Annotated in this window: 24 protein-coding genes; 13 read left to right on the forward strand and 11 right to left on the reverse strand. The window is 64.2% G+C overall.

Annotation, left to right across the window (positions count from 1 at the left end):
• Positions 1-32: 32 nt before the first annotated feature.
• Positions 33-2,471, reverse strand: a complete 2,439-nt coding sequence (locus tag ABIE08_RS15075; protein ID WP_354552267.1) for a beta-mannosidase — start codon at positions 2,469-2,471, stop codon at positions 33-35.
• 209 nt (positions 2,472-2,680) lie between these two features.
• Between ABIE08_RS15075 and tal the strand changes: the two genes are divergently transcribed.
• The 5 genes from tal to ABIE08_RS15100 all read left to right on the forward strand — a co-directional run bounded on the left by tal (position 2,681) and on the right by ABIE08_RS15100 (position 9,328).
• Positions 2,681-3,652: a transaldolase gene (gene tal, locus ABIE08_RS15080; protein ID WP_354552268.1), complete on the forward strand. Its 972-nt coding sequence runs from the start codon at positions 2,681-2,683 to the stop codon at positions 3,650-3,652.
• Positions 3,653-3,897: 245 nt separating this feature from the next.
• Positions 3,898-5,823, forward strand: a complete 1,926-nt coding sequence (locus tag ABIE08_RS15085) for a glycoside hydrolase family 127 protein (RefSeq protein WP_354552269.1) — start codon at positions 3,898-3,900, stop codon at positions 5,821-5,823.
• A gap of 101 nt (positions 5,824-5,924) precedes the next feature.
• Positions 5,925-7,169, forward strand: a complete 1,245-nt coding sequence (locus ABIE08_RS15090) for an NAD(P)/FAD-dependent oxidoreductase (RefSeq protein WP_354552271.1) — start codon at positions 5,925-5,927, stop codon at positions 7,167-7,169.
• A 2-nt stretch (positions 7,170-7,171) separates the two neighbouring features.
• Positions 7,172-8,188 (forward strand): 4-hydroxyproline epimerase, encoded by a 1,017-nt coding sequence (locus tag ABIE08_RS15095; protein WP_354552272.1) that lies wholly within the window; start codon positions 7,172-7,174, stop codon positions 8,186-8,188.
• Between the two features lie 108 nt (positions 8,189-8,296).
• On the forward strand, positions 8,297-9,328 hold the full coding sequence (locus ABIE08_RS15100; RefSeq protein ID WP_354552273.1) for an NAD(P)-dependent alcohol dehydrogenase: 1,032 nt from the start codon (positions 8,297-8,299) through the stop codon (positions 9,326-9,328).
• Between the two features lie 128 nt (positions 9,329-9,456).
• Here ABIE08_RS15100 and ABIE08_RS15105 read toward each other — a convergent pair whose 3' ends face one another.
• From ABIE08_RS15105 to ABIE08_RS15140, 8 genes are all read right to left on the reverse strand, one after another.
• A complete protein-coding gene (locus ABIE08_RS15105) occupies positions 9,457-9,825 on the reverse strand; it encodes a PRC-barrel domain-containing protein (RefSeq protein WP_266330934.1) in 369 nt (122 codons plus the stop codon).
• A gap of 79 nt (positions 9,826-9,904) precedes the next feature.
• Positions 9,905-10,351 (reverse strand): MaoC family dehydratase, encoded by a 447-nt coding sequence (locus ABIE08_RS15110; RefSeq protein ID WP_354552275.1) that lies wholly within the window; start codon positions 10,349-10,351, stop codon positions 9,905-9,907.
• A 203-nt stretch (positions 10,352-10,554) separates the two neighbouring features.
• The gene (locus ABIE08_RS15115) at positions 10,555-11,289 is read right to left on the reverse strand and encodes an SDR family oxidoreductase (protein WP_354552276.1); all 735 of its coding nucleotides are present in this window, start codon (positions 11,287-11,289) and stop codon (positions 10,555-10,557) included.
• A 30-nt stretch (positions 11,290-11,319) separates the two neighbouring features.
• Positions 11,320-12,426 carry a mandelate racemase/muconate lactonizing enzyme family protein gene (locus ABIE08_RS15120; protein ID WP_354552277.1) on the reverse strand — a complete coding sequence of 369 codons (1,107 nt, stop codon included), beginning with the start codon at positions 12,424-12,426 and terminating at the stop codon, positions 11,320-11,322.
• 22 nt (positions 12,427-12,448) lie between these two features.
• Complete coding sequence (locus ABIE08_RS15125) at positions 12,449-13,552, reverse strand: ABC transporter ATP-binding protein (protein WP_354552279.1); 1,104 nt, start codon at positions 13,550-13,552, stop codon at positions 12,449-12,451.
• A 6-nt stretch (positions 13,553-13,558) separates the two neighbouring features.
• The gene (locus tag ABIE08_RS15130) at positions 13,559-14,404 is read right to left on the reverse strand and encodes a carbohydrate ABC transporter permease (protein ID WP_354552280.1); all 846 of its coding nucleotides are present in this window, start codon (positions 14,402-14,404) and stop codon (positions 13,559-13,561) included.
• A complete protein-coding gene (locus tag ABIE08_RS15135) occupies positions 14,405-15,307 on the reverse strand; it encodes a carbohydrate ABC transporter permease (protein ID WP_354552281.1) in 903 nt (300 codons plus the stop codon).
• A gap of 165 nt (positions 15,308-15,472) precedes the next feature.
• Complete coding sequence (locus ABIE08_RS15140; protein ID WP_354552805.1) at positions 15,473-16,801, reverse strand: sugar ABC transporter substrate-binding protein; 1,329 nt, start codon at positions 16,799-16,801, stop codon at positions 15,473-15,475.
• Between the two features lie 167 nt (positions 16,802-16,968).
• On the opposite strand from ABIE08_RS15140, the gene ABIE08_RS15145 reads away from it, so the two are divergent.
• From ABIE08_RS15145 to ABIE08_RS15175, 7 genes are all read left to right on the forward strand, one after another.
• Positions 16,969-17,751 carry an IclR family transcriptional regulator gene (locus tag ABIE08_RS15145; RefSeq protein WP_354552283.1) on the forward strand — a complete coding sequence of 261 codons (783 nt, stop codon included), beginning with the start codon at positions 16,969-16,971 and terminating at the stop codon, positions 17,749-17,751.
• A gap of 140 nt (positions 17,752-17,891) precedes the next feature.
• Complete coding sequence (locus ABIE08_RS15150; protein WP_354552285.1) at positions 17,892-18,722, forward strand: amidohydrolase family protein; 831 nt, start codon at positions 17,892-17,894, stop codon at positions 18,720-18,722.
• Positions 18,723-18,894: 172 nt separating this feature from the next.
• On the forward strand, positions 18,895-19,224 hold the full coding sequence (locus ABIE08_RS15155; protein WP_354552286.1) for an L-rhamnose mutarotase: 330 nt from the start codon (positions 18,895-18,897) through the stop codon (positions 19,222-19,224).
• A 109-nt stretch (positions 19,225-19,333) separates the two neighbouring features.
• Complete coding sequence (locus tag ABIE08_RS15160; protein ID WP_354552288.1) at positions 19,334-20,407, forward strand: Gfo/Idh/MocA family protein; 1,074 nt, start codon at positions 19,334-19,336, stop codon at positions 20,405-20,407.
• Positions 20,408-20,514: 107 nt separating this feature from the next.
• Positions 20,515-21,075 carry a MaoC family dehydratase gene (locus ABIE08_RS15165; RefSeq protein WP_354552289.1) on the forward strand — a complete coding sequence of 187 codons (561 nt, stop codon included), beginning with the start codon at positions 20,515-20,517 and terminating at the stop codon, positions 21,073-21,075.
• 7 nt (positions 21,076-21,082) lie between these two features.
• Positions 21,083-22,240: a CaiB/BaiF CoA transferase family protein gene (locus ABIE08_RS15170; protein ID WP_354552291.1), complete on the forward strand. Its 1,158-nt coding sequence runs from the start codon at positions 21,083-21,085 to the stop codon at positions 22,238-22,240.
• 12 nt (positions 22,241-22,252) lie between these two features.
• Positions 22,253-23,392, forward strand: a complete 1,140-nt coding sequence (locus tag ABIE08_RS15175) for an extracellular solute-binding protein (protein ID WP_354552293.1) — start codon at positions 22,253-22,255, stop codon at positions 23,390-23,392.
• A gap of 99 nt (positions 23,393-23,491) precedes the next feature.
• Here ABIE08_RS15175 and ABIE08_RS15180 read toward each other — a convergent pair whose 3' ends face one another.
• Positions 23,492-24,172: a GntR family transcriptional regulator gene (locus tag ABIE08_RS15180; protein WP_354552295.1), complete on the reverse strand. Its 681-nt coding sequence runs from the start codon at positions 24,170-24,172 to the stop codon at positions 23,492-23,494.
• A gap of 86 nt (positions 24,173-24,258) precedes the next feature.
• On the opposite strand from ABIE08_RS15180, the gene ABIE08_RS15185 reads away from it, so the two are divergent.
• Entirely contained in the window at positions 24,259-25,290 is a 1,032-nt protein-coding gene (locus ABIE08_RS15185; protein WP_354552297.1) for a C-terminal binding protein, read from the forward strand.
• Between the two features lie 77 nt (positions 25,291-25,367).
• On the opposite strand, the gene ABIE08_RS15190 is transcribed toward ABIE08_RS15185, so the two are convergent.
• Positions 25,368-26,258, reverse strand: coding sequence for a carbohydrate ABC transporter permease (locus ABIE08_RS15190; protein WP_266330951.1), 891 nt, complete (start codon positions 26,256-26,258; stop codon positions 25,368-25,370).
• Positions 26,259-26,296: the final 38 nt, after the last annotated feature.

The following is a 26,296-nucleotide window of genomic DNA, read 5'->3' on the forward strand; positions in this document are numbered from 1 at the left end:
GCCGTTTTTCGTTGATGCGCCTTGCTGCGTGCTCAGCGATAGGTCGCGCCAAGATGGTGCACCGTGAGCTCCGCTGCCTTCGGCAAGGCATGGCCGGCTTCGGGCTTGAAGGTGACGATGCGGGGTTCGCCCGGCAGAAGCAGGAAGCTGGCGTCGTCGAAATGGCCGGGAATGCCTTCCGCCTCGGCGCGAACGTGGAAGGCGGGCGCATCGGCCGAAAGCAGGAAGCGTCCCGCGCCGACATCCTGAACCGAAACCGTGGTCTCGGGCAGCTCGAAGCGCTTGGGCACATCCGGGAAAACCACGATCTGACGCTCCGGCGACGCGACGCCGTCGACGATTGCGTCGATGACATAGAACCGATCCTGGACGATCGGCGCCGGGATCGCCATGACTTCGACCGCGCGGTCGGGCGGAATGCTCCCCTTGGCGTGGCGCTCGGCAATCAGCGTGCCCTCGAGATCGAAACTCCGCAGCCGCGTTTCCATGGCGACCGGCTCGTGCAGGTCGTTGATGGCGCGGACAGTGAGCTTGCCGTCGAGCATGCGGGCGGCCAGCGCGACCGGCGCGAAGAAGCGCTTGGCGTGGTAGTGCAGCGTCTTCCACGCCAGCGAATGGTCGATCGACGACCACGACACGGCCGGCCACACATCGTTCAACTGCCAGTACAGCGCGCCCATCGAGTGCGGCTTGAGGCTGCGCCAGTAGCGCACCGCCGTCTCAATCGCCATCGCCTGCTGCAATTGCGACAGGTAGACGAAGCTCTCGAAGCCGGAGGGCACGCGGAAATAGCGCGCCATCGTGTCGATGATGCGGGAATTCCCGGCGCCGTCGCGCTGATGAAATTCCATCACCGGCGAGGTTGCGTTCCAGTTCTCGCGGCCGCCCGCAAAGGCGCGGATGCCGGTCATGGACGGGAAGGACTGGAAGCCAAACTCGGAGCAGAAGCGCGGCTGCACGGTATAGTAGTGGTCGAAATTCTTGTTCGAGTGCCAGACGTCCCAGAAATGCAAGTCGCCCGAGCGGTCGTCGTGCCAGGCGTCGCCATAGTCCATGTCGCCATTGCAGGGCGAGGACGGCCAAAAACGGCGGTCCGCATCGGTATCCTGGACCGCCTTGTCGATCACCCGGTTGAAGCGGTCGTAATTGACGAGATAGCGGTCCCTGTTGTTGCGCGAGATCTCGAACCAGTTGAGCGAGCCGATCACCTCGTTGTCGCCGCACCAGATCGCGATCGACGGGCGGCTGGAAAGGCGCTTGATCTGGTAGCGCAGTTCCGCATCGATCTCGTTCAGGAAATCCGGGGTCGAGGGATATTGCGAGCAGGAGAACATCATGTCCTGCCAGATCAGCAGGCCGAGGCGGTCGCAGGCGTCGTAAAAGGCGTCGAATTCGTAGAAGCCGCCGCCCCAGAGCCGGACCATGTTCATATTGGCCTCGACGGCCGCTGAAAGCAGCGCTTCGATCCGATCCGGCGTAATCGCGGCGGGCAGGGAGTCGGCCGGGATCCAGTTGGCGCCCTTGGCGAAGATGTCGACGCCATTGACGCGGAAGAACATCGAGGCGCCGACCTCGTCCTTGTCGGTGACCACTTCGAGCGTGCGGAAACCGATATGGCGGCGAACCGTATCGCCGGGGATCGTGACCACGGCCTCATAGAGCGGCTGCGCGCCATGGCCGGCCGGCCACCAGAGATCCGGGCTTTCGATGTCCAGGGCCAGGGACGCCTTGCCACCCCGTTCGTCCGACACCTTGACCTCGGCGTGGACGGTCTTGCCGGCGAGATCGAAGATCACGGGGACCGTAATGTCGGCTTGCGCCAGCAACTCGATCTCGGCGATCGCCGTCACCGTGCCGTCGCCATGATGGCGCTGGCGGATCTGCACAGCCTCGATCCGCGCCGTCTCGTAGAAATGCAGGATCGGCTCGGCATAGATGCCCGTGACCATCAGGCAGGGACCCCAGTCCCAGCCGCCATGGCACTGTGCCTTGCGGATCATGTTGAGGTCGGGAACTTTGTTGTTCGAGACGCTCCACGGGATCGGGAAGGGCTGCTTCTTCGCGCGCTCGATAGCCTCCGCGCCGGCCGGCGAAAAGCGAATGCGCAGTTCGTTGGCGCCGGGCTTCAACGCCTCGGTCACATCGATGCGATGGCGGATGAAGCTGGAGCCGAGCTTCGCCACCGGCTGGCCGTTCAGGAACACGTCGGCGAAGGTGTCGACGAATTCGAGCTCCAGCACGGCCCAGCGATCGGACAGCTGCGACGCCGCCACGTTGAAATCGCGCGCGATCTCCCAGACCGCCTCGCCGACCCACTGCATGTCGGCCTCATTGGTGCCGGTATAGGGCGACCCGATTCTTCCCTGCGCCAACAGCGCCGAATGCACATCACCGGGGATGGGGCAGGGGCCCATCGCGTCGCCTTTGGCATCCGAAAGCTGCCACGGTCCGGCAAGGGAGAGTTTCGACATCAGCGCGTTTCCTCGATGCGATGCGGGTCTTTGCCGGCGAGCGTCGCGGCTAACGGGCGGGATTGCAACGCCGGAGCTTGTGGGAAGCGAGCTTCGTCGACCGTTTTCGGGCTGCGAAGATATTTTCGCGCTTCCATTTGGCCCACGGGATGATCATATGCCTCGTACAAGCGCGCGAAGGCGCGGCAGCCAGCCTGGAGGAGCGTCGGATGACCTCGAAACTTGATCAGCTTAAAGCCATGACCGTGGTCGTTGCAGACACGGGCGATCTGGATGCTATCAAGACCTATCGTCCGGTAGATTGCACGACCAATCCCTCTCTCGTGCTGAAGGCCGCCGAACTTCCCGCCTACAAGGACGTCATCGAGAGCGCGATCGCCTGGGGCCGAAAGCAGGGCGGCACGCAGGACGCCATCGCCGCCCATGTCGGCGATCGTCTGGCCGTCGCCTTCGGCGCCGAAATGTCGAAGCTCGTCCCGGGCCGCATCTCGACCGAGGTCGATGCCGATCTCTCCTTCGACGTCGAAGCTTCGGTAAAGCGCGCGCGCGAGATCATCGCCGAATATGACGCCCTCGGCGTCCCGCGCGAAAAGATCCTGGTCAAGCTCGCCTCGACCTGGGAAGGCATCCGCGCCGCCGCCGTCCTCCAGAAGGAAGGCATCGACTGCAACTTGACCCTGCTGTTCTCGCTCGCCCAGGCCGCTGCCTGCGCCGAGGCTGGCGTCTTCCTAATCTCGCCCTTCGTCGGCCGCATCCTCGACTGGCACGTCAAGGCTTCGGGCAAGACGTTTGAGCCGGAAGAAGATCCGGGCGTCATCTCGGTTCGCCAGATCTACAGCTACTACAAGCAGCGCGGCATCGAGACGGTCGTTATGGGCGCGTCGTTCCGCTCGACCGGCGAGATCGAGGCTCTGGCCGGCTGTGACCGCCTGACCATCGCTCCGGCCTTGCTCGAGAAGCTCGCGGCCGACAATGGCACGCTGGTGCGCAAGCTTGATCCGAACAATACCGGCGAGAAGATCCCGACGATCGCGTCGGACGAGAAGAGCTTCCGCTGGGCGATGAACGAGGACCAGATGGCGACCGAGAAGCTCTCGGAAGGCATCCGCATGTTCGCCAAGGACCTCCGTGCGCTTCGCACGCTGATCGCCAAGCGCCTGGAAACCGGCGTTCCCGCCTGATCGATTTCTGGGTGATTTTCAAGGCCGGCTGCCCCCATGGGTTGCCGGCCTTTTTTGTTTTGGACCTCCTAACGCGCTCCCCCCGCCTCGTTCGCACTCCCGGATATTTTCTGCGTGCAGTCTGTCGACAAATCAGCCAAGTTGCGGGGAACGGATTGCGCAAAGGTTTTCTCAAAGGCTGCGGCCAGCAAAGATTGGGCCGGCGGAGTCCGTCATTAACGCTCAATCGCGCATGGAAACGCCCGATGTCGAAGCCTGAAACGACTCCTTTCCGCCGCCTCAAGCCTGTGCCGCACACCCGCGTCGCCTTCACCGAAGGCTTCTGGGCCGACCGCATGCGGGTCAACCGCGAGACGACGATCCCGACCCAGTTCCAGCGGCTGGAGGAGGAGGGCTTCATCGAGGTGCTCGACGTCGACCAGCCGCCCAAGCCGCTGGTCCGGCCGATCAATGAATACGGCCTGTCGATGCAGATGTTCTTCGATTCCGATTTCGGAAAATGGATCGAGGCGGCGAGCTACAGCCTTGCCACCCATCCCGATCCCGGCATCGAGGCGAAGATCGACTTCTTGGTCGAGAAGCTCGACCACGCGCAACTGGCCGATGGCTATCTGAACAGCTGGTTCATCCGCCGGGCGCCCGAGAAGCGCTGGACCAATCTGCGCGACTGGCACGAGATGTATTCGATGGGCCATCTCGTCGAGGGCGCCGTCGCCTATTTCGAGGCGACGGGAAAGCGCCGCTTCCTCGATGTGATGATCCGCTGCGTCGATCATATCGCCAGCGTGTTCGGTCGCGAGCCCGGCAAGCGGCACGGCTATGACGCGCATGAGGAAATCGAGCTGGCCCTGGTCAAGCTCTATCGCGCCACGGGAGAGGCGCGCTTCCTCGATCTCGCGCGCTATTTCATCGACGAGCGCGGCGCGCAGAACCCGCATTATTTCGACGAGGAAGTGAAGGAATTTCCCGGCGGCAAGCCATTCAATTTCGGCACCTATGAGTATAGCCAGTCGCACAAGCCGGTGCGCGAGCAGGACGAGGTCGTGGGCCACGCCGTCCGCGCCATGTACCTTTACAGCGCCATGGCCGATCTCGCCGCCGAGGATAATGACGCCAGCCTGAAGGCGGCGCTCGACAAGCTCTGGCGGCACCTGACCAGCCGCCAGCTCTATGTCACCGGCGGCATGGGGCCGGCCGTCGAGAACGAGGGCTTCACCCGTTCCTTCGACCTGCCCAACGAGACCGCCTATGCGGAAACCTGCGCCGCCGTCTCGCTGGTGTTCTGGGGCCATCGCATGGCGGCGATCGACCTCGATGGTCGCTTCGCCGATCACATGGAACTGGTGCTGCACAATGGCGCGCTGTCCGGCGTGTCGCTGGGCGGCGACCAGTATTTCTACGAGAATCCGCTGGAAAGTCACGGCCAGCATCGGCGCTGGCGCTGGCACTATTGCCCGTGCTGCCCGACCAATCTCGCCCGCCTCCTCGCCTCGCTCGGCGGCTATGTCGCGAGTCATGACGACGAGAACATCGCTGTCCATCTCTACGCCGCCTCGACGATCGAGATGAAGGTCGCGGGCCGGGCGGTGCGGCTGACGCAGCAGACGGCCTATCCCTGGGACGGTGATATCCGCCTCTCTATCGAGGCGTATGCTCCCGTGTCGGCAACCCTCTGGCTGCGCATTCCCGGCTGGTGCCGCGGCGCGACCGCCAGCGTCAATGGCGCTCCGGTCGATGTCGATGCGCTGACACGAAAGGGCTATCTCGGCATCCGGCGCGAATGGGCCACCGGTGACGAGGTCCGCCTGCATTTCGACATGCCGGTCGAAGCGCTGCATGCCCATCCCGACGTCGGCATGGATGCCGACCGCGTCGCGCTCAAGCGAGGGCCGGTGCTCTATTGCGTCGAGGAGGCCGACAATGCCGCGCCGCCGCAGCGCATGCGGCTGGCTTCCGGTGAGGCGAAGGCGGCCTACCAGCCTGACCTGCTCGGCGGCGTCGTGACGCTCGAGGTGCCGGCCACGGTCGACCAGACTGGCGACTGGCAGGACACCCTCTATCGGCCGAAGCCGGCCGAAACGGTTCCGGGTACCATCACCGCCATTCCCTATTTTGCCTGGGCCAATCGCGAGCCCGGCGGGATGCTGGTCTGGCTGCGCGACGGACGCTGAAACCCGATTCCTTTGCGGCGGGGAGCGGGTAGGGTGGCAGGCCTTGCCCGCGCTTCGTTGGTCGAGCTTGAAACCTTTGGGCCGGATCTTGAGGAGAGTTTATGCGCGTCGGCATTATCGGATCCGGAATCATCGGCGTCGCCATCGCCCATGCATTGCTCGATGAAGGCCATCTCGTCGATCTGATCGACCGCGAGGGGATCGCGGCGGGAACCTCGGCGGGCAATGCCGGCTGGATCGCGCACCTGGATATCCTGCCGCTCGCCTCGCCAAAGGCCTGGCGCAACCTGCCGCGCTGGGCGCTTGATCCGCTCGGGCCGCTGGCGATCCGGCCTGCCTATCTGCCGGCGCTGATGCCCTGGCTTGCCCGCTTCATCAGCGCCAGTCGCCCCGCTCGCATCGAGGCATCGACGCAGGCCATCGCTGCCCTGAATGGAAGGGCTCTGCCAGCCTGGCGGAAGCGGCTGGAGGCCGTTGGCCTTGCGCATCACCTGCGTGAAAAGGGCCTGCTCTCGGTCTGGGCCGACGAGCGCGGCTTTCGTGCCGCGCAGCCGCTGTTCGAGCGCCAGGGCAGGCTCGGCATCGCGGTCGAGAGGCTGGATGCTGCGGCGCTCCGTACCTTGGAACCGGCCTTCGGCCCGCGCGCTGTCGCCGGCGCGCTTTATCCCACCGGCTGTCATGTCTCCGACCCGCTGGACTTCACCCGCGCGCTCGCCCAGGCCGCGATCGAACGCGGCGCCGAAGTTCGCAAGTTCGAGGTCGTCGATGTCCGAGCGGGCGGGGATCTGGTGACGGTCCGCACCTCGTTCGATACGCTGGCGCAATATGACCGCATGGTCGTGGCGACCGGCGCTTGGTCGAAGCCGCTCGCCGCATCCCTTGGCGACAAGGTGCCGCTCGATACCGAGCGCGGCTACAACGTCACGCTGCCTTCCGGCCGGCTGGGGCTGACCCGCCCGGTGATGTTCGAGGGGGAGGGCTTCGTCACCACGCCGCTCGACAGCGGCGACCGTGTTGGCGGCAGCGTCGAGTTTGCCGGGCTCGAAGCCACTCCGAACTTCAAGCGCGTCGATGCTATACTGGGCAAGCTGAAGCGCTTCCTGCCCGAGGCCGAGCTTTCCGGTGGCACGCGCTGGATGGGCTTTCGTCCGTCGACGCCGGATTCACTGCCGGTCATTGGCCGGGCCTCGCGCGATCCGCGCATCGTCTATGCCTTTGGCCATGCCCATCATGGCTTGACCCAGGCCGCCGCGACGGCTGAACTCGTCGCCAGCCTGATCGCCGACCGGCGGCCCGATATCGACCTTGCCCCTTATTCTCCCGAGCGCTTCGTAAAAAGGTTCTGAGCATGGCTCGTCACACCTTCGTCTGCATTGATGGCCACACCTGCGGCAATCCGGTCCGCGTCGTCACCGGCGGTTCGATCCCGGTGCTGAAGGGCGCCACCATGTTCGACAAGCGCCAGCATTTCCTGGCCGAGTTCGACTGGATCCGGAAGTCGCTCTGCTTCGAGCCGCGGGGCCACGACATGATGTCGGGCTCGATCCTCTATCCGCCGTCGAGCGACGAGTACGACGTCGCGATCCTGTTCATCGAGACGTCCGGCTGCCTCCCGATGTGCGGCCATGGCACCATCGGCACGGTGACGACGATCATCGAGCACGGTCTCGTTACCCCCAAAACGCCGGGACTTCTGCGGCTGGAAACGCCGGCCGGTCTTGTCGAGGCGCGCTATGTCCAGAACGGCCCCTATGTCGACAGCGTCACGCTGACCAACGTGCCGTCCTTCCTGCTTGGGCGCGGCTACGAGGTCGAGGTAGAGGGCATCGGCACGCTGACCGTCGACGTCGCCTATGGCGGCAATTTCTACGCGATCGTGGAGCCGCAGCCGAACTATGCGGACCTGTCGGATCTGGAGCCGTCCGATATCGTCCGCCTCTCGCCAAAGCTGCGGACGGCCTTCAACGCGCGGCATAGCATCGTGCATCCGGAGAATCCGGCGCTGAACAAGCTCACCCATGTGTTGTGGACCGGCAAGCCGAAGAATCCGGGCTCGTCCGGCCGCAACGCCGTGTTTTATGGCGACAAGGCCATCGATCGCTCGCCCTGCGGCACCGGCACGTCGGCCCGCGTCGCGCAGCTCTTCGCCACGGGCAGGCTGCAGGAGGGCGAGGCCTTCGTGCATGAGAGCATCATCGGCTCGACCTTCACAGGCCGCGTTGCCCGCCAGACGACGGTCGGTGGCAAGCCGGCGATCATCCCGACGATCGAGGGCTGGGCGCGGGTGACGGGCTACAACACCATCTTCGTGGATGACCGGGACCCCTTCTGGGCCGGCTTCCAGGTGGTCGACGGCGAAGGCTAGCCGCGCGCGAATTGCAAAGAAGTGTGATGTCCGCGACATCGCACTCGTAGCGGGCGGGGCGCCGCTTCGCTAAAACGACAGTCCCGACGCCAATCTGGATCCGCTGCCATGCGTGCCCTCGTTCTCGAAGAAAAGCTCAAGCTCTCGCTCCGCGACATCGACCTGCCACTCGAGGTCGGTCCGCGCGATGTTCGCATCGCCATCCACACGGTCGGCGTCTGCGGCTCGGACGTGCACTATTACACCCATGGCGCGATCGGCCCGTTCATCGTCAAGCAGCCGATGGTGCTCGGCCACGAGGCCTCCGGGACGGTGCTGGAGATCGGCTCCGAGGTGAAGAACCTCAAGGTTGGCGACCGCGTCTGCATGGAGCCGGGCGTTCCCGACCTGAATTCCAAGGCTTCCAAGCTCGGCATCTACAATGTCGATCCGAGCGTCACCTTTTGGGCGACGCCGCCGGTGCATGGCTGCCTGACGCCGCAGGTCGTGTTCCCCGCCGCCTTCACCTACAAGCTGCCAGACAACGTCTCCTTCGCCGAGGGCGCGATGGTCGAGCCTTTTGCCATCGGCATGCAGGCTGCGACCAAGGCGAAGATCGTCCCGGGTGACACGGCGCTGGTCATCGGCGCCGGACCGATCGGCATAATGGTGGCGCTGGCGGCGCTCGCCGGGGGTTGCAGCCGCGTGTATATCTCCGATCTCGTCAATGAGAAGCTGGCCATCGCCGGCCAATATGACGGCGTCATCCCGGTCAACATCCGCGAGCATGACTTGAAGGCGAAGATCGCGGCGGAGACGGAGAACTGGGGCGTCGACATCGTGTTCGAGGCTTCGGGCAGCCCGCGCGCCTATGACGGCATCTTCAACTATGTCCGTCCAGGCGGCTGCATCGTCTTTGTCGGCCTGCCCGTCGAGCCGATCGCGCTCGATATCGTCTCGGCCTCGGCCAAGGAAGTCCGGATGGAGACGGTATTCCGCTACGCCAACGTGTTTGATCGCGCCCTGGCGCTGATCGCGTCCGGCAAGGTCGATTTGGCGCCGCTGATTACCGGCACTTACGATTTCGAAGAGTCGATCGCCGCGTTCGAGCGTGCCGCCTCGGCCAACCCGAACGACGTGAAGCTGCAGATCACGCTGTAGGTTGGTGGAAAGGGCGCTATGCCTTCATCTCTCCCTCAGGGAGACGTGAAGAAAGAGTTCGCTATCCGAAACCAAAAAAGGCCCCGGATTGCTCCGGGGCCTTTTCTTATGTCGGCTTGGAAGCCGGATCACATCATCCAGTAAGGGGGCATGCCGTAATAGTCATGCACCTTCTTCTCGTAGTCGCGGTCGCCCCAGGCGGGTTCATCGCCCTCGTCATAGGCGGGTCCGCCTTCGAGTTGTTCCTTGGTGAGGCCGACGACGTAGCCGCCCTGCGTCGTGTCATACTTCAAGGTATTCCACGGCAGCGGATGGTACTTCTCGCCGAGGCCGAGGAAACCGCCAAAGGACATGATGGCATAGGCCACACGGCCGCTCTGCTTGTCGATCATAACGTCATGAATATCACCGAGCCGATCGCCCTGCGTATTGTAGACTGCGGTACCGTCGACCTTCGTCGCGCCGATCAGGGAGTTGGTGGTATGAATCTGTTCCATCTCTTTCCTCCATGTTTGCGTGTCCATGGTGGTAAAACGTCGATGGAAGAGCTTGGTTCCGATAAATCGGAGCTTTGGATCAGGCCGGCCGCTTCGCCACGAGATAGATGTGCTCGCAGGCGAGCACCGTCTCGCCGGTCTGCTTGGTGACGGTCACCAGTTCCGAAACGATGCCGTGGGTTGTGCGCTTTGGGTGATCGCGCTTCTCGGTGATCTTCGCTTCGACGGTGATCGTGTCGTTGATGAAGACGGGCTTCACGAACCGCACCTTGTCATAGCCATAAGACATGGCGTGCGGATTGATCGTCGTCGCCGTCATGCCGACTGCGACCGAGAGGATCAGCGTGCCGTGGGCAACGCGCTGCTTGAAGTCCTGCGTCTCGCACCATTCGGCGTCCATGTGGTGCGGAAAGAAATCGCCCGTCTGGCCGGCATGCAGCACGATGTCGGTCTCGGTGATCGTCCGCCCCATCGTGCGGCGCGAGAATCCGATTTCGTAGTCTTCGAAGTACTGCTCGACGATCATGGTGGTTCTCTTGCGGTATACGCGGCGCCTGTACCGGAAAAAGCTCCGTCATCCCGGGCGAAGACCCGGGATCCATCCAGCCGGGGTGAGTGACGTAAAGGTTCCGTCTGGATGGATCCCCGCTTTCGCGGGGATGACGGCGGAGGGGCGCTGGCCGTGAGGACGCCCTGCCGCCGTCGTGTAGCGTGAAGGACTTGCTGGTCCTAGTTGACCCAGCCGCCGTCGATGATGTGCATCTGGCCGGTGGTATAGGTCGCGGTTGCCAGATAGATGGCGAGGTCTGCGATCTCGCTCGGCTGTCCGATGCGGCCGATCGGCTGGCGGGCGATGAAGGCCTTGCGGGCGGCTTCATAGTCGCCCTGGTCGCGCAGACGCTGCTGCAGCGAAGGGCTTTCGACCGTGCCGGGGCAGATGCCGTTGCAGCGGATGCCCTTTGCGACGTAGTCGGCGGCGACCGACTTGGTCAGGCCGACGGTCGCTGCCTTGGTCACGCCATAGGCGAAGCGGTTCGGCACGCCCTTGATTGAGCCGGCGACCGAGCAGATGTTGACGATCGAGCCGTCCTTCTGCGCCAGCATGCCCGGCAGCGCAGCGGAAATGGTGCGCCACATCGACTTGACGTTCAGGTCGTAGGCGAAATCGAGATCGGTCTCGGTAGCCTCTTCCAGCGTGCCGGCATGGACGATGCCCGCGCAGTTGAACAGCACGTCGATCGTGCCGATCTCGGCGATCAGCGCCTTCACGTCGTCGTTGGACAGCACGTTCAGCTTGCGCGTCGTGATGTTCTCGACGCCGTTGAGTTCGGCAAGCGCCGTCTCGTTGATGTCGGTCGCCCAGACGATGGCGCCTTCGGCCGCTGCCTGCTCCGCGATCGCCCGTCCGATACCCTGTGCCGCTGCCGTGACCAGCGCGACCTTGCCTGCGAGCTTGCCGCCCATTGTCGTCCGTCCCTTTGGTTCGTCGTCAAATCATGTGGTCAGGAAATTCGATCCCTCGACCGTCTGGCGGCCGATGGCATCAAAGTCCCAGGCGATGCCGAGTCCGGCCTCGGCGCTCGGAATGGCATATCCGTCCGCGATCGTCATGCCCTTTGTCGTCAGGCTGTCCAACTGCGGGATGTATTCGACCCAGCGTGCATTCGGCACCGCGGCGCAGAGCGCGACATGCAGTTCCATCAGGAAGTGCGGACAGACGACGACGTTGAACGTCTCGGCCAGATGCGCGACCTTGAGCCAGGGCGTGATGCCGCCGATACGGGCGACGTCGACCTGGACGATGGAACAGGCGCGGCGCTGCAGGTAGTCGCGGAAATGCAGGCTGGAATAGAGGCTCTCGCCGACCGCGATCGGAATCGAGGTGGATTCGCAAAGCCGGATATGGCCGTCGACGTCGTCGGCCGTCAGCGGCTCTTCGAGCCAGCCAATATCGGCGGCCTCGTAGTGGCGCGCCCGCCGGATCGCCTCGTCGACCGAGAAGGCCTGGTTGGCGTCGGTGAAGAGCTCGAAGCCGGGGCCAACCGCCTCGCGCACGGCGTTGAGGCGGGCGACGTCCTCGTGGATCGGCCGGCCGACCTTCATCTTGGCGCCGCCGAAGCCATTCTCCTTGGCCCGCAGCGTGTCCTCGATGATGGATTCAACCGGCAAATGCAGCCAGCCGCCTTCGGTCGTGTAGAGGCGGATCTTGTCCTGTGCGCCGCCGGCCAGGATGTGCACCGGCAGGTCCGCCTTGCGTGCCTTCAGGTCCCAGAGCGCCGTATCGATGGCGGCAAGCGCCAGCGAAGTGATGGCGCCGACCGAGGTCGCATGCGTCATGAACAGGAGATCGCGCCAGATCTGCTCGATCATGCCGGCTTCGCGGCCGATCAGGGCCGGCGCCAGCGTCTTCTCGATCAGCGACATGATGGCCGGGCCGCCGGTGCCGATCGTGTAGCTGTAGCCGGTGCCGACCGCGCCATCGGCATCGGTGATGCGGATGATCGGCGTTTCCTGGCTGACGAAGGACTGGATCGCATCGACCCGCTTCACCTTCGGCTTCAGGTCGACCATCAGGCCTTCGACGCGAACGATCTTTGCCATAGTTCCTCCCCTTATCTCTCTTCTAGACCAGCACGCTCTTGCCCGACGCCCTGTCGAAGACATGCAGGCGGGAGAGATCGAGATGGAAGGTCAGTTGCTCGCCCGGCTTGACGAAGCGGGGGTTGAGCATCTTACCCTGAACTTCCTTGCCGCCGAGTTCGGTGTAAAGCAAGGTTTCCGTGCCGAGCGGCTCCGGCAGGATGATCGTGCGCTCGATGGTCGCCACTTCATTGTCGCCATAGAGGCCGTAGCCGACCGGCGAGAACGCCTCGGCGCGGAAGCCGACCGTGACCGCCTGGCCATCCGTGACCTTGTCGGCGGCTGCGGCGGGGAGGGCGAGCGTCACGCCGTCGGCGAGCCTTGCGACCTTGCGGCCGGCATCGGTCCCCACCGTCGCGTCGAGCAGGTTCATCGGCGGTGAGCCGATGAAGGAAGCGACAAAGGTGTTCTTCGGCTGTTCGAACACTTCGGCCGGCGTGCCGACCTGCTCGATATGGCCGTCCTTCATGATGACGATGCGGTCGGCGAGCGTCATCGCCTCGACCTGGTCGTGCGTGACGTAGACGATCGTCGTCTTGACCTTCTGGTGCAGCTTCTTGATCTCGACGCGCATCTGGCCACGCAGCTTGGCGTCGAGGTTGGAGAGCGGCTCGTCGAACAGGAACACGTCCGGGTGGCGCACGATGGCGCGACCCATGGCGACGCGCTGGCGCTGGCCGCCGGAGAGTTCGCCCGGCGTGCGCTCGAGCAACGGCGTCAGGCCGAGGATTTCGGCCGCTTCCGCCACGCGCTTCTCGATGGTCGCGGCGTCCTGTTTGGCGATCTTCAGGGAGAAACCGAGGTTCTCCTTGACAGTCATGTGCGGGTAGAGCGCGTAGTTCTGGAACACCATCGAGATGTTGCGTTCGCGCGGCGCCAGATCGTTCACGACGCGGTCGCCGATCGAGATGGTGCCGCCGCTGATTTCTTCCAGGCCGGCGATCATGCGCAGGGTGGTGGACTTACCGCAGCCCGACGGGCCGACCAGCACCACGAACTCATTATGCGCGATGGTGAGATCGATGCCGTGAACGACGCCGACCTTGCCGTAGCTCTTGACGAGCTTTTCGAGTCTGACCTCTGCCATATCGAATTATCCTTTGACGCCGCCGAAGGTGAGACCGGCGATCAGGTGTTTCTGCACGATGAAGGTCAGGATGAGCGCCGGCACGATGATGATCACGGCCATGGCGCACATGCCGGTCCAGTCGACCGTGAACTGTGCGGTGAAATCCATCAGCCCGACCGGCAGCGTCTTCGATGCCGTGGTCCGGGTGAGCTGGGAGGCGAGGGCGAACTCGTTCCATGAGGTCAGGAAGGCGAAGATGCCGGCCGACGCGATGCCCGACTTGGCGAGCGGGAATTCGATCTTCCAGAACGCCTGCCAGCGGGTGCAGCCATCGACCTGGGCGGCTTCCGAGAGCGACAGCGGGATCTGCCGGAAGAAGCCGTCGATCAGCCAGATCGTGAACGGGATGTTGAGCGCCAGATAGACGAGGATGACGCCGAAATCCGTGTCGATCAGGCCCACCCGGCTCCAGATCATGAATACCGGCAGCGACAGCGAGATGCCCGGCACGGTGCGCGAGAGCATCAGCCAGAGGAAGGCGACGTTCTTGCCCTTGAAGCGATAGCGGGCGAAGGCGTAGCCGCCCATCATGCCGATCAGCACCGCCAGGACCGTGCTCGTCACCGAGATGATGACCGAGTTCATGAAGTAGCGGATGACCGGGATGCCCTGCTGGCTATCCGAGAGGCCCAGGATCGCGCGGAAATTATCCAGCGTCCAGCGTTCGGGGATCCAGACCGGGGGACGTGCCATCACCTCGACATTGTCGCGGAAGGCCGTCATCACGATCCAAAGGCCCGGGACGCAGATGATCGCCATGACGATGAAGACGGCGAGGCGGATGAGCCAGCGTTGCCAGGAGCGTTCCATTTAAGCGACTCCGCCCATGGTGCGTCGCGCGGCGGCGAGCTTCCGGAAGAAATAGACGGTGAAATAGACCGACAGCAGGATCGAGGCGTAGGACATGGCATTGGCCATGCCCATGCGGGCGTCCTGGTAGCCGGTGCGGGCGATCAGCGTCCACAGCAGTTCGGTGCGACCGGCCGGGCCGCCATTGGTCATGATCTTGACCATGTCATAGGCGCGCGCCACGTCGAGTGAGCGGATCGCCATGGCGATGTAGACGAAGGGCATGAGGTAGGGCAGCGTGATGTGGCGGAAGACCTGCCACGGATTGCAGCCGTCGACCTTGGCCGCCTCGATCGGATCGCGCGGCATGGCCATCAGGCCCGCCAGCAGCAGGATCGCGAAGATCGGCGTCGACATCCAGACCTCCGCCATCAGGATGGCGAGGTTGGCGGTGACCGGGTTGACCAGCCAGGGGATCGTGACGTTCTCCCAGCCGAGCGACTGGATGGCGTTGTTCACCAGGCCGACATTGTCGTTGAAGATGTATTTGAACTGGAAGCCGACCAGGATCGGCGAGAACATCATCGGGAACATCATGATGGTGCGGATGATGCGCTGGCCGGCGGTCAGCTTGTCGATCAGCAGCGCGATCCCGAGGCCCAGCACCAGTTCCAGATTGAGCGCGATCGTCAGGAAGACCAGCGTGCGGCCGAAGGCCCACCAGAAATCGACGTCCGTCAGCAGCCGTTGGTAGTTGCGCAGGCCGACCCACTGCCAGAGCGAGTCCGGTTTGACGAGGCGATAGCCGGTGAAGCTCGTATAGAGCGAGAACAGGAGCGGCACTGCCACCACCAGCGTGATGATGACGAAGGCCGGCATCAGCAGCAGGACCGGAGGCGAGAGCCGGCTTCGGAAGAAACGCATGAAGGGAATCCGTGGGCCGTTGGAACGGGCTTGGACCGCAAGGTCCGGGTCTTGGCCGCGAGCCCCGGGTTTGGGGAGGCGGGGAGCGCGTTGGCGCCATCAGCCGGCGCGATTCAAAGACCCCCGCCCGCGGACGGGCGAGGGTCGATCTGCGGGACGCGCGGCCTACTGGAGGACGCCGGCGTCTTCCATGATCTGCGTGGCCTTCTTGGCGGCCGTGTCGAGGGCTTCCTGGGCCGTCTTCTGGCCGACGATGGCAGCCTGCAGCTCGGGCCAGATCACGTTCGACACTTCGATCCACTGGGGGACCAGCGGCGGCGTGCGGGCGTCGGCGAGCGACTTTTCCCAGACGGCGAACATCTCGGCCATGTACGGCGTGTCGCTCTTCTTGAACTCCTCGACCACGTCGGCGAAGGCCTTGGTCCGGGTCGGCAGGTTGCCGGCGCGGGCTTCGAGCATTTCCGAATCGTAGTCGGTCAGGAAGGTGATCAGGCTGGCCGCGGCCGGCTTGTTGTCACAGGCTTCGGTGACCGAGAAGGAGTGCGAGCCGGACCAGCCGCCGCGCTTGCCGGCGGTGCCGAGCGGCGACAGGGCGAAGCCGACCTTGCCGGCGACCTTGGACTTGGCCGGGTCGTTGTAGAAGGCGGCGAAGCCGGGCCAGTCGAGGTCGACCGCGAGCGTGCCGGCGGCGAAGGCCTGGCCGATATCGTCCCAGGTGTAGTTGACGGTGCCGGCCGGAACGGCCTTGGCGTTGTAGATGTCGATGAACCACTGCAGGGCGTCGACGCCGGCCTTCGAATTGAAGATCGGCTTCCAGTTCTCGTCGAACATGTCGCCGCCATTGGCGCGCACGATCTCCATGAACCGGCCGGTCATACCCTCGTCCTTGCCGGCGAAAGCGGTGCCGTAGAGGTTCGGCGGATTGGCGAAGAAGATGACCTGCTGCTTCAGCTCGTCATAGGTGGTGGGCGGCGCGAGTTCGGTGCCGAACTTTTCCTTGTACTTCGCCTTGTTGTCGGCGTTCTCGTACAGGTCCTTCAGGTAGTAAAGGTTCGACACGTCGGTGACCCGCGGAAGCTGCACGAGGCGGCCGTCCACCATTGAAGAGGCGAGCGTGCCCGGGACGAATTCGTCCAGCGTCGCCTGCGGGATCAGCGTTTTCAGGTCGACATAGATGTCGCCATATTGCGGCGCGAAGCTGGTGTGGTTGGAGCCGACGCACCAGGTAATCGCACCGGTGGCGATGTCCTGCTTGATCTCGCGGTCGAGCTCGAAATGGTTCTTCGAGGAAACGATCTCGACCTTGGCGCCCGTCGCCTTTTCCCACTCGGGAATGCGCGTGTAGAGCTTCTCATACTGGGTGCCGCCGATGAGCTTCACCTTCAGGGTGTAGCCGGGAAACGAACCCCAGTTGGCGGCCTCTTCAGCCGAAGCGACAGCGGTCAGCGCGCCAAGGGCCGCGCACGAAAAAAGAGCGGCCTGAATGCCGCGCATCAAATTCATGTGTCGAATTCCTCCCAGAAAACGACCGAACCGGGTGGGTTCGAGGTCGCCACATTCTCCACCACTGAATGGAGCATTCGTATATAAGCGAAATTGACTGGACCGAGTCAATGTCTAACTTGTCACGGCCGGGCCCGGGGCCCATGGGGAGGCGCATCATGCTGGACGACGCAAACGATCGATATCGCGCACCTGCCCTGGACAAGGGGTTGGACATTCTCGAGTTGCTCGCCGCGACCGACGAGAGCATGACGCAGGCGGAAATCGCCAAGGCGCTGAACCGGTCTCCGAACGAGATCTATCGCATGCTCGATCGCCTCGTGCGGCGCAGCTATGTCGCCCGCGTGCATGGCGATCGCTACGAGCTGACCCTTCGGCTGTTCGCTCTAGCCCATCAGCACGCGCCGGTCCGCCGGCTCGTCAGCCAGGCGCTGCCGGTGATGCGGCAGTTCTCTCGCGATTCGGAACAGGCCTGCCATCTCGCCATCTACGACCGCGGCCGGATCGTCGTCGTCGCCCAGATGGATGCGCCAAGCTATTGGAGTTATTCAATTCGTGTGGGCGCGCGGGTCAGTCTTTACAATACCGGCTCGGGCCATGTGCTGCTCGCTTTCGCGACGCCGGAGGAGCGGTCGATGATGGAAGCTGAGCGCGAGGAGCAGGCCGAGGACAAGGGTCGGCCCGACAATCTCGACGAGCGCCTGGTGCAGATTCGCCGGCGTGGCTACGAGTCGACGGCGAGCTCGCAGTCGCAGTCGGTCTATAACCTGTCGGTGCCGGTGCTGGGCGCCAACGACACGGCGCTGGCGGCGCTGACCTGTCCCTTCCTGCCGCGCATCGATCGTCCCAATGTTCCCGACATGCAGGAAGTGATGGCCATCCTGCTCGCCGCGAGCCGGGATCTGTCGCATGTGCTCGGCCGCGGCCAAGCCGAAGCCTGACCGTCCAATCGGCAGCCTGAGTCGGCGAATCCAGGTTGCGGCCGTGTTGAAACGGGCCTTGTCAGCGTCGCAACACTGTGAATGATGTGCCCACATATGAATGAACCGGAGCCAAAGAGCCCGGGCGGAGGAGACGTGCGATGCGGATGATCGATACCCACCTGCACCTGGTCCATCAGGAGCGGTTTTCCTATCCCTGGCTCGGCGGCGCGCCGAAGCTCAATCGGAATTTCACGCTCGAAGATTACCTGCCGCAGGCGAAGGCTGCGGGCATCACCGACATGCTGCATATGGAGGTCGATGTCGCCGAGGCCGATATCGAGGCCGAGACGGCTTTTGTCACCGGCCTTGGCCAGGGCGTGATCGGCGCGATCGCCGCCTGCCGGCCCGAGAGCCCGGAATTCGTCGGCCAGCTCGAGCGCCTTGCCGCCAATCCGAAGGTGAGGGGCCTGCGCCGCATCCTGCATGAATCGCCCGACGAGCTTGGCCAGCGGCCGATCTTCGCGGAAAACATCAAGCGTCTCGCCGCGCACAAGCTGAGCTTCGATTTTTGCGTGCTGCCGCGCCAGATCCCGATCGCGATCGCCATTGCCAAGGCGGCCCCCGACGTCCAGTTCATCGTCGATCATTGCGGCGTGCCTGATGTCAAGGACAAGGCCTTCGAGCCCTGGCGCACCAACATGTCGGCGATTGCCGAACTGCCGAATGTCGCTGCCAAGATCTCCGGCGTCATCGCCTATGCCGATCCGGTCAACTGGACGGTCGAGGACCTTCGGCCCTTCGTCGAGCATACGATCGGCGCCTTCGGCTGGGACCGGGTCGTCTGGGGTTCGGACTGGCCCGTCTGCACGCTGACGGCCGATTTGGGCAAGTGGGTCGCGGCGACGCATGAGATCATCCGCGGCGCCGGCGACGACGAAAAGGCCGGCCTGCTTCATCGCAACGCCGAGCGGATCTACCGGCTGGATTAGGCTTTCTCGGGCGCCGTGCGTGCTTCGAGGCCGGGCTTTGCCGGGCACCTCAGCATGTTGGGGAGTGAAGTTCGTCTCACTGCCGCCCCTTCAACATGCCGAGGAGCCCGCGTCAGCGGGCGTCTCGGAGCACGCACCACCCAACGACCCAAACTAACGGGAGGAAAACACTATGCAGCGTATGGGAAATGTCATCGGCCTGCAGCCGGACGCCATTGCGGAATATAAGCGCCTGCACGCCGACGTCTGGCCGGGCGTGCTGGCCAAGATCGCCGACTGTAACATCAGGAACTATTCGATCTACCTGAAGGAGCCGGAAAACCTGCTCTTCGCCTATTTCGAATATCACGGCACCGACTTCGCCGCCGACAGCGCCAAGATGGCCGCGGATCCGACGACGCAGGAATGGTGGTCCGTCTGCATGCCGCTGCAGAAGCCGCTCGATACCCGTAGGGAAGGTGAGTGGTGGGCCGGTATGGAAGAAGTCTTCCACGTAGATTGAAATATTGGCGGGGCTCTTCGATCAATCGCCGCGAGCCCTTCACGTAGCCCTCTCCGCAGATGGGAGAAGGGCAGCAAGGCGTTTCCCGCCATATGGAAATGAGATTGCCATGACGTCCTTCGACCCCGCATCGCTCATCCAGGCCTGGCCGCTTCCCACCGCGCCGCGCCCGATCGTCATCATCGGCGCCGGCGGCATCGTCAACGACGCGCATCTTCCGGCCTATGCGCTGGCGGGCTTCCCGGTCGCGGGCATCTTCGATCGCGATGTCGGGCGCGCCAAGGCGCTGGCCGAGCAATGGGGCGTGCCCCTTCGGACGCTGGACGAGGCGGTCGCCGTGCGCGACGCGGTATTCGACCTGGCGACGCCGCCGGCAGCCCACCTGGAAATCATGCGTCGCTTGCCCAAGGGGGCGACCGTGCTGATCCAGAAACCGATGGGGCGCGATCTCGACGAGGCGACCGCGATCCTGAAGCTGGCACGCGAGCGCCAGTTCAACGCCGCGGTCAATTTCCAGCTCCGCTTCTCGCCGATGATGCTGGCGGTGCGCGATGCGCTGGCCAGGGGGCTGCTCGGCCGGCTGGTCGATGTTGAGATGCACCTGAACCTCGTCACGCCCTGGCATCTGTTCCCTTTCCTGAAGGGCATGTCGCGGGTCGAGATCGCGGTCCATTCGATCCACTATCTCGACCTGATCCGCGCCATGCTCGGCAACCCGGCCGGCATCCATGCCCGCACGCTGGGCCATCCCGGCAACGAGCTGGCGCAGACGCGCACTTCGGCGATCCTCGATTTCGGCGGCGATGTCCGTTGCACCCTGTCGATCAACCACGACCATGATTTCGGCCGCAAGTTCCAGGATGCCAGCTTCCGCTTTGAGGGCGACCAGGGCGCGGCTTCGGTCAAGCTCGGCCTGCTGCTCAACTATCCGGAGGGCGAGCCGGATGAACTGTGGATCACCGCGGCGCGGGGCGCGGCCGCCGACTGGCAGCAGGTGCCGCTGGCGGGCGGCTGGTTCCCCCATGCCTTTGCCGGCGTGATGTCGAACCTGCAGCGCTTTGCCGCCGGCGAGGACGAAACCCTCGTTACCTCGGTCGAGGATGCCTGGCACACCATGGCGCTGGTCGAGGCAGCGTTCCGCTCGGCCGCCGAGCCGGCAACGCCGGTACCGAAACAGCCCTGATCGGCGAGGCATCTGATCCAATCGATCAATGGATCTGCGGGCGGAAACTTGATTTGCAGATGAGCGATTGATTGATATATGAAGAAAATTGAGGGACGGAGAGGACGATGACAACTGAGGATTTCGCGCCGACTGTCGGCGTGAGTTCGACGCATCCCAAGGACATGCCCAGGGAGCACGCCGACCTTCCGGTCTGGAATGCGGAGAACTGGCTGTATGAGGATTGGCCGGTCGGCCAGAAGATTCGCTCGCTGCGCCGCACGATCGGCGAAAGCGACTCGCATCTCTTCAATGTGCTCGTGACCGACATCCACCCTTACGTCCAGGACCAGAAATTCGCCGAGACGGAAGGCGTGTTCGGCCGTCGGCTGGTTGCCGGCGCCTTCGTCTTTTCGGCTGGCCTCGGCCTTGTCGCGACCAACTGCGTCAACGCCTTTTCCTATGGCTACGACAAGCTCCGCTTCATCAAGCCTGTGTTCATCGGCGACACCATCTACACGGTGCGTACCAATCTCGAAAAGCGTCCGAAATACGCGGAGATGGGCTTGATCCGGGCCTCCTACGAAGTGTTCAAGGGCGAGGGGGAACTGGTGCTGTATTGCGAGCATCTGCAGACCGTCCGCTACCGCGACGCCACCGCTTTCGCCGATCAGGTCGAGAAGAAATAGGCCAAGAATGTCCCAATCCGATTTGCCGCTCGACGGCCTGCTCGTCGTCGATCTCAGCCAGTTCCTGTCCGGCCCCTATTGCGCGCTGCGGCTGCTCGATCTCGGCGCCCGCGTCATCAAGATCGAGCGCCCGGATGGCGGCGATCTCTGCCGTCGCCTGTACCTGACCGACACCGAGATCGGCGGCGATTCCACGCTCTTCCATGCGATCAATCGCAACAAGGAGAGCTACGCCGTCGACATGAAGAACCCGGCTGAGCTGGAGAGCCTGAAGAAGCTCCTCGCCAAGGCCGACGTCGTGATGCAGAACTTCCGCCCCGGCGTGATCAATCGCCTCGGCCTCGGCTATGAGACGATCAAGGCGATCAATCCCGACGTCGTCTATGGCTCGATCACTGGCTATGGCGACGAGGGGCCGTGGGTCACTCGCCCAGGCCAGGACCTGCTAGCGCAGGCCCGTTCCGGCGTCACCTGGCTGAATGGCGACGAGGGCCAGGGGCCGGTGCCGTTCGGCCTCGCCATCGCCGACATGCTCGCCGGCGCGGCGCTTTGCCAGGGCATCCTGGCGGCGCTGGTCAAGCGCGGCATCTCCGGCAAGGGCTCGCATGTCGAGACCAGCCTGATGGAAGCGCTGATCGACTTCCAGTTCGAGGTGCTGACGACGCATCTGAACGATGGCGGCCGCAAGCCGACCCGCGCCAGTTTCCGCAGCGCGCATGCCTATCTTTCCGCGCCCTACGGCATCTATCCGACCAAGAACGGCTTCCTCGCCGTCGCCATGACGCCGATTCCGAAGCTGGCCGATCTTCTCGACATGCCGGAGCTCGACCTCTATCGCGACACGCCGAAAAGCTGGTTCTCCGAGCGCGACGCGATCAAACGGCTGATTGCCGACAAGCTGGCGACCGAGACGACCGAGCATTGGCTCGCCATCCTCGAGCCCGCCGACATCTGGTGCGCCAAGGTGCTGGAATGGCCGGAACTGCTGCAGAGCGAGGGCTTCACAGCGCTCGACATGCTGCAGACGGTGGAGCGCGCCGACAATGTCCGCGTCGTCACCACCCGCTCGCCGATCCGCGTCGACGGCAAGCGCCCGCCGCTGTCGCGCGCCGCGCCGCGCATTGGCGAACACACGGAAGAGATCCGGGCCGAATTCGGTCTTTGAGGGGGAAGAGATATGACCAAGCCGATCACGCTCAAGGGCATGACCTGGAGCCACCCGCGCGGCTACGATCCGATGGTTGCCTGCGCCGAGCTGTATCTGAAGAAGACGGGCGTCGCGGTCGAATGGGACAAGCGCTCGCTGCAGGATTTCGAGAGCTTCCCCGTCGAGGAACTGGCGCGCGCCTATGATTTGATCGTCATCGATCATCCGCATGTCGGCCAGATCACCAAGGAAGGCTGCCTGGCCCCGCTGGACGTCCCCGGCCGCGAGGCAGAGCGTGAGGCGATGGCCGCCGGCTCCGTCGGCAAGTCCTATCCGAGCTACACCTGGCAGGGCCACCAGTGGGCGTTCCCGATCGACGCCGCGACGCCGGTGCTGGCCTATCGTCCCGACCTGATCGACACGCCGCCGAAGACCTGGGACGAAGTGCTGGCGCTTGGCCCCGGCAAGGCGCTGCTGCCGTTCCGGGCGCCACATTCGCTGATGAGCTTCTATTCGCTCGCCGCCAATCTCGGTCGTCCCTGTGACGTATCCGGCAAAGGCAACCTGATCGACCCGGAGGCAGGCGCTCGGGTCTATGAGCTGCTGCAGAGTCTGGCTGCCAACGGCATGGCCGATTTCGACAGCGACCCGATTGAAGTGTTCGAGAAGCTCGCGGCGGAAGGCTCCGAGATTGCCGTGGCGCCGCTGCTCTATGGCTATGTCAACTATGCCATCGACGGCTTCCGCCCCCATCGCCTCGCCTTCGCCGACATGCCGGTTCTGGGATCGAATGGTCCTGTGGGCTCGGCGCTCGGCGGCACTGGCATCGCCGTTTCGGCCTATTCGGAGAACCGGGACGCCGCGATCGATCTCGCCTACTGGCTCGCCAGCGCCGATATCCAGCGCGGCCTCTATGCTTCGAGTGGCGGCCAGCCCGGTCATGCAACGGCCTGGGAGGATCCCGCCGTCAACGCGCCGACGCACGGCTTCTATGAGCACACCCGGCCGACGCTGGAAGGCGCCTGGCTGCGCCCGCGCCATAATGGCTACATGGAGTTCCAGGACGCGGCCGCGAAGCGCATCAACGTCGCGCTGAAGGCCGGCGAACCCGCGGCCTCGGTAGTGGCGGAACTGAACCTAATGTTCCGCGAGAGCTTCGCCAACGCGTAATCTGCTCCGGGTCAGGCGGGGCTAACGCACCCGCCTGACCTCGTCACCCGCATTGTTAACAATGTCGCCCTGACGGCTCGCGCCTTCCGCCCAGCCTTTTCAGGCCGGAACATCCTGCTGGAGATGTTCCTTGAGGCGCGCATAGGCGCCCTGGATATGTTCGTCGATGGCGGTGACTGCCTTGACCACGTCCCCCTCGCGCACCTTCTGCAGCAAATCGGCATGGTCGCGGTACCACGAGGTCAGGTAGTCGTCGGGCAGCCCGTCGCGCAGCAGCAGGAAGACGAAGATCTGCGAGCGGAGCGCTTCCCAGGCGCGATAGAGCCGGCCGTGATGCGCGGCGCGGAACAGGGCGTCATGGAAGTCGATATCGAGTTCGGCGACCCGGCGGCGCGTCATGCTGGCACGCGGAACTGACTGGAAAAGCAGCAGAATCGCGTCGAGCGGCGCCAAGTCGGCTTGGGTCGCCTTCAAACAGGCGTTCTCCGTGGCCAGCCGTTCCAGGGCGCGGCGCAAGGTGTAGATCTCCTCGGCATCTTCGGCCGATACGCGGGCGACCGTCGCGCCGCGATGTGTCTCATGCACCACCAGCCCTTCCTGCTGCAGCCGGAAAATTGCGGCCCGGATCGGCCCTCGGCTCACCTTCAGGCTTTCTGCCAGTTCGTCCTCGATCAGCCGCTCGCCGCCTTGGATACGGCCGCTCAGAATGGCTTCACGGATCGAATCCGCGACATCGTCGGTCAGGACGCGACGTTCGCGCCGCTCCAGGGCAGGGGTCACGGGGCTCTTGCTCATCGCTGCAGTCTACTGTTAACAATCTGGCCAAGGCCAGCATGAAGGTGGGCCAAAAACCGGTGAGGAGCACTATGCGCATTCTGAAGGCCAATTGGTATCCGCCCGAAAACGAGGAACTCGCGCGCCTGTTCGGCTCAAGCGTGGACTTCGATATCGACCCGACCCCGACGAGTCCGGATTACCGCCTGGCGGGCGAGCGCAGCGCCGCCGCGGATGCGCTGATCAACTGCTCGGCGACACTGCCAGTGCCGGCGGATCTCGATGACTTCGCCAGGGTGAAGATCGTCGTGCGCGAGGGCGTCGGCTACGACAATCTCGATCTCGAAGGCTGGGGCGCGCGCGGCATTCCGGTCTGCAACGTGCCGGACTATGGCACCACCGAGGTGGCCGACCATGCCATTGCCCTGATGCTGGCGCTCACGCGCGGTACTGAGACTTATGACCGCCTGCTCAATAGCGATCCGGCGAATGGCTGGAGTTTCTCGCGCGCGCCGCTGGTCCGGCGGTTGCGCGGCGCGACGTTCGGCGTCGTCGGCCTTGGTCGCATCGGCCTCGCCGCGGCACGGCGGGCGGCCGCCTTCGACATGCGCGTCGTCTTCTACGATCCGCATCTTTCGAACGGGGTCGAGCTCGCGACCGGCTATGAGCGCGTGCACAGCCTGCATGAGTTGATGTCGATCAGCGACGTGCTGTCCGTCCATGCGCCGCTCAGCGCGGAGACCCATGGGTTCATCGATGCCGGGGCTTTCGCGGCGGCCAAGCCGGGGCTGATCCTGATCAACACGGCGCGCGGGCCGATCGTCAACCTCGACGACTTGACGGAAGCCCTTCGGGACGGTCGCGTCGCCGGCGCCGGGCTTGATGTGCTGCCGAAAGAGCCCGCGGATCGCAGCCACCCGCTGATCGCTGCCTGGGGCGCCCGGGAGGCCTGGATCGACGGCCGGCTCGTGTTGAGCCCGCATGCCGCCTTCTACAGCCCGGCCTCGATGAAGGACATGCAGCGCAAGGCGGTCGAGTGCATCCTCGCTTATCTGAACGAGGGGCGGCTCACCAATTGCGTCAATCGACAATTCCTGAAGACGCCGCTTCGCAAGGCTTCTTAGCGGCGATCGGCGTCGGGAAAAGCAAAAGGCGACGATCGCAGGATCGCCGCCTCTTTTGGTCGATGCAGGAACTGTCGCTACGGCTTCGACTGGCGCTCCAGCAGGGCGAAGAACACCACCGTCATCGCCAGCACGATCACCAGCAGCACGAAGGCAGCCGCGGCGCCCTCATTGATCGACAGGCCGAGGAAGGCCTGGCGGTAGGCGAAGAAGCTCAGCACTTCGGTCGAGGTGCCGGGGCCGCCCTTGGTCAGCACATAGGGCAGGTCGTAGGTGCGGAATTCATTGATCAGCTGAATGATCACCGTGATCGCCGCGACCGGGCGCAGCATCGGCAGGGTGATGAACCAGAATTGCTGCCAGCCGAGCGCGCCATCGACTTCGGCGGCCTCATAGGGCTCGCGCGGCAGCGAGGCGAGGCCGGCCGCCAGGATCAGCACGACGAAGGACATCTGCTGCCAGATGTCGATGCCGGCCATGGTCCAGAGCGCCAGGCTCGGCGAGCCCAGCCAGTCCAGGCGCGGCAGGCCGATCGTTTCCATCAGGTGATTGACGATGCCGAGATTGGGCTGCAGCAGCATGCGCCAGATCAGCGCGACGCTGACCGGCGACATCGCCATCGGGATGGTGAGAATGGCGAAGTAATAGGGCTTGGTACGAACGACCCGGTTCAGCATCAGCGCGATGCCAAGGCCGATGACGAATTCGCCAGTCACGGTGATGACCGAGTACTTCACTGTCAGCCAGGTCGCGTTCCAGAAGCGGTCGCTTCCCATCATGGTGGCGAAATTGTCGGCACCGACGATCGGCAGGATCGCAGGCTTCAGCAGCGTATAGGACGAGACCGAAAGCACGCAGGCATAGAGCAGCGGAAAGCCCATGACGATGGCGAGCAGGATCAGTCCGGGCGAGGCGAAGGCCCATCCCGTCCGCGCTTCCCGATGCGCCCAGTTCATCCAGCCTGTCATAAGGTCCCGTCCGATGTTTCTGCTTGTCGAGCGCGCGG

Origin of the sequence: Kaistia defluvii (assembly GCF_040548815.1) — a bacterium.
GTDB classification, from domain to species: Bacteria; Pseudomonadota; Alphaproteobacteria; order Rhizobiales; family Kaistiaceae; genus Kaistia; species Kaistia defluvii_A.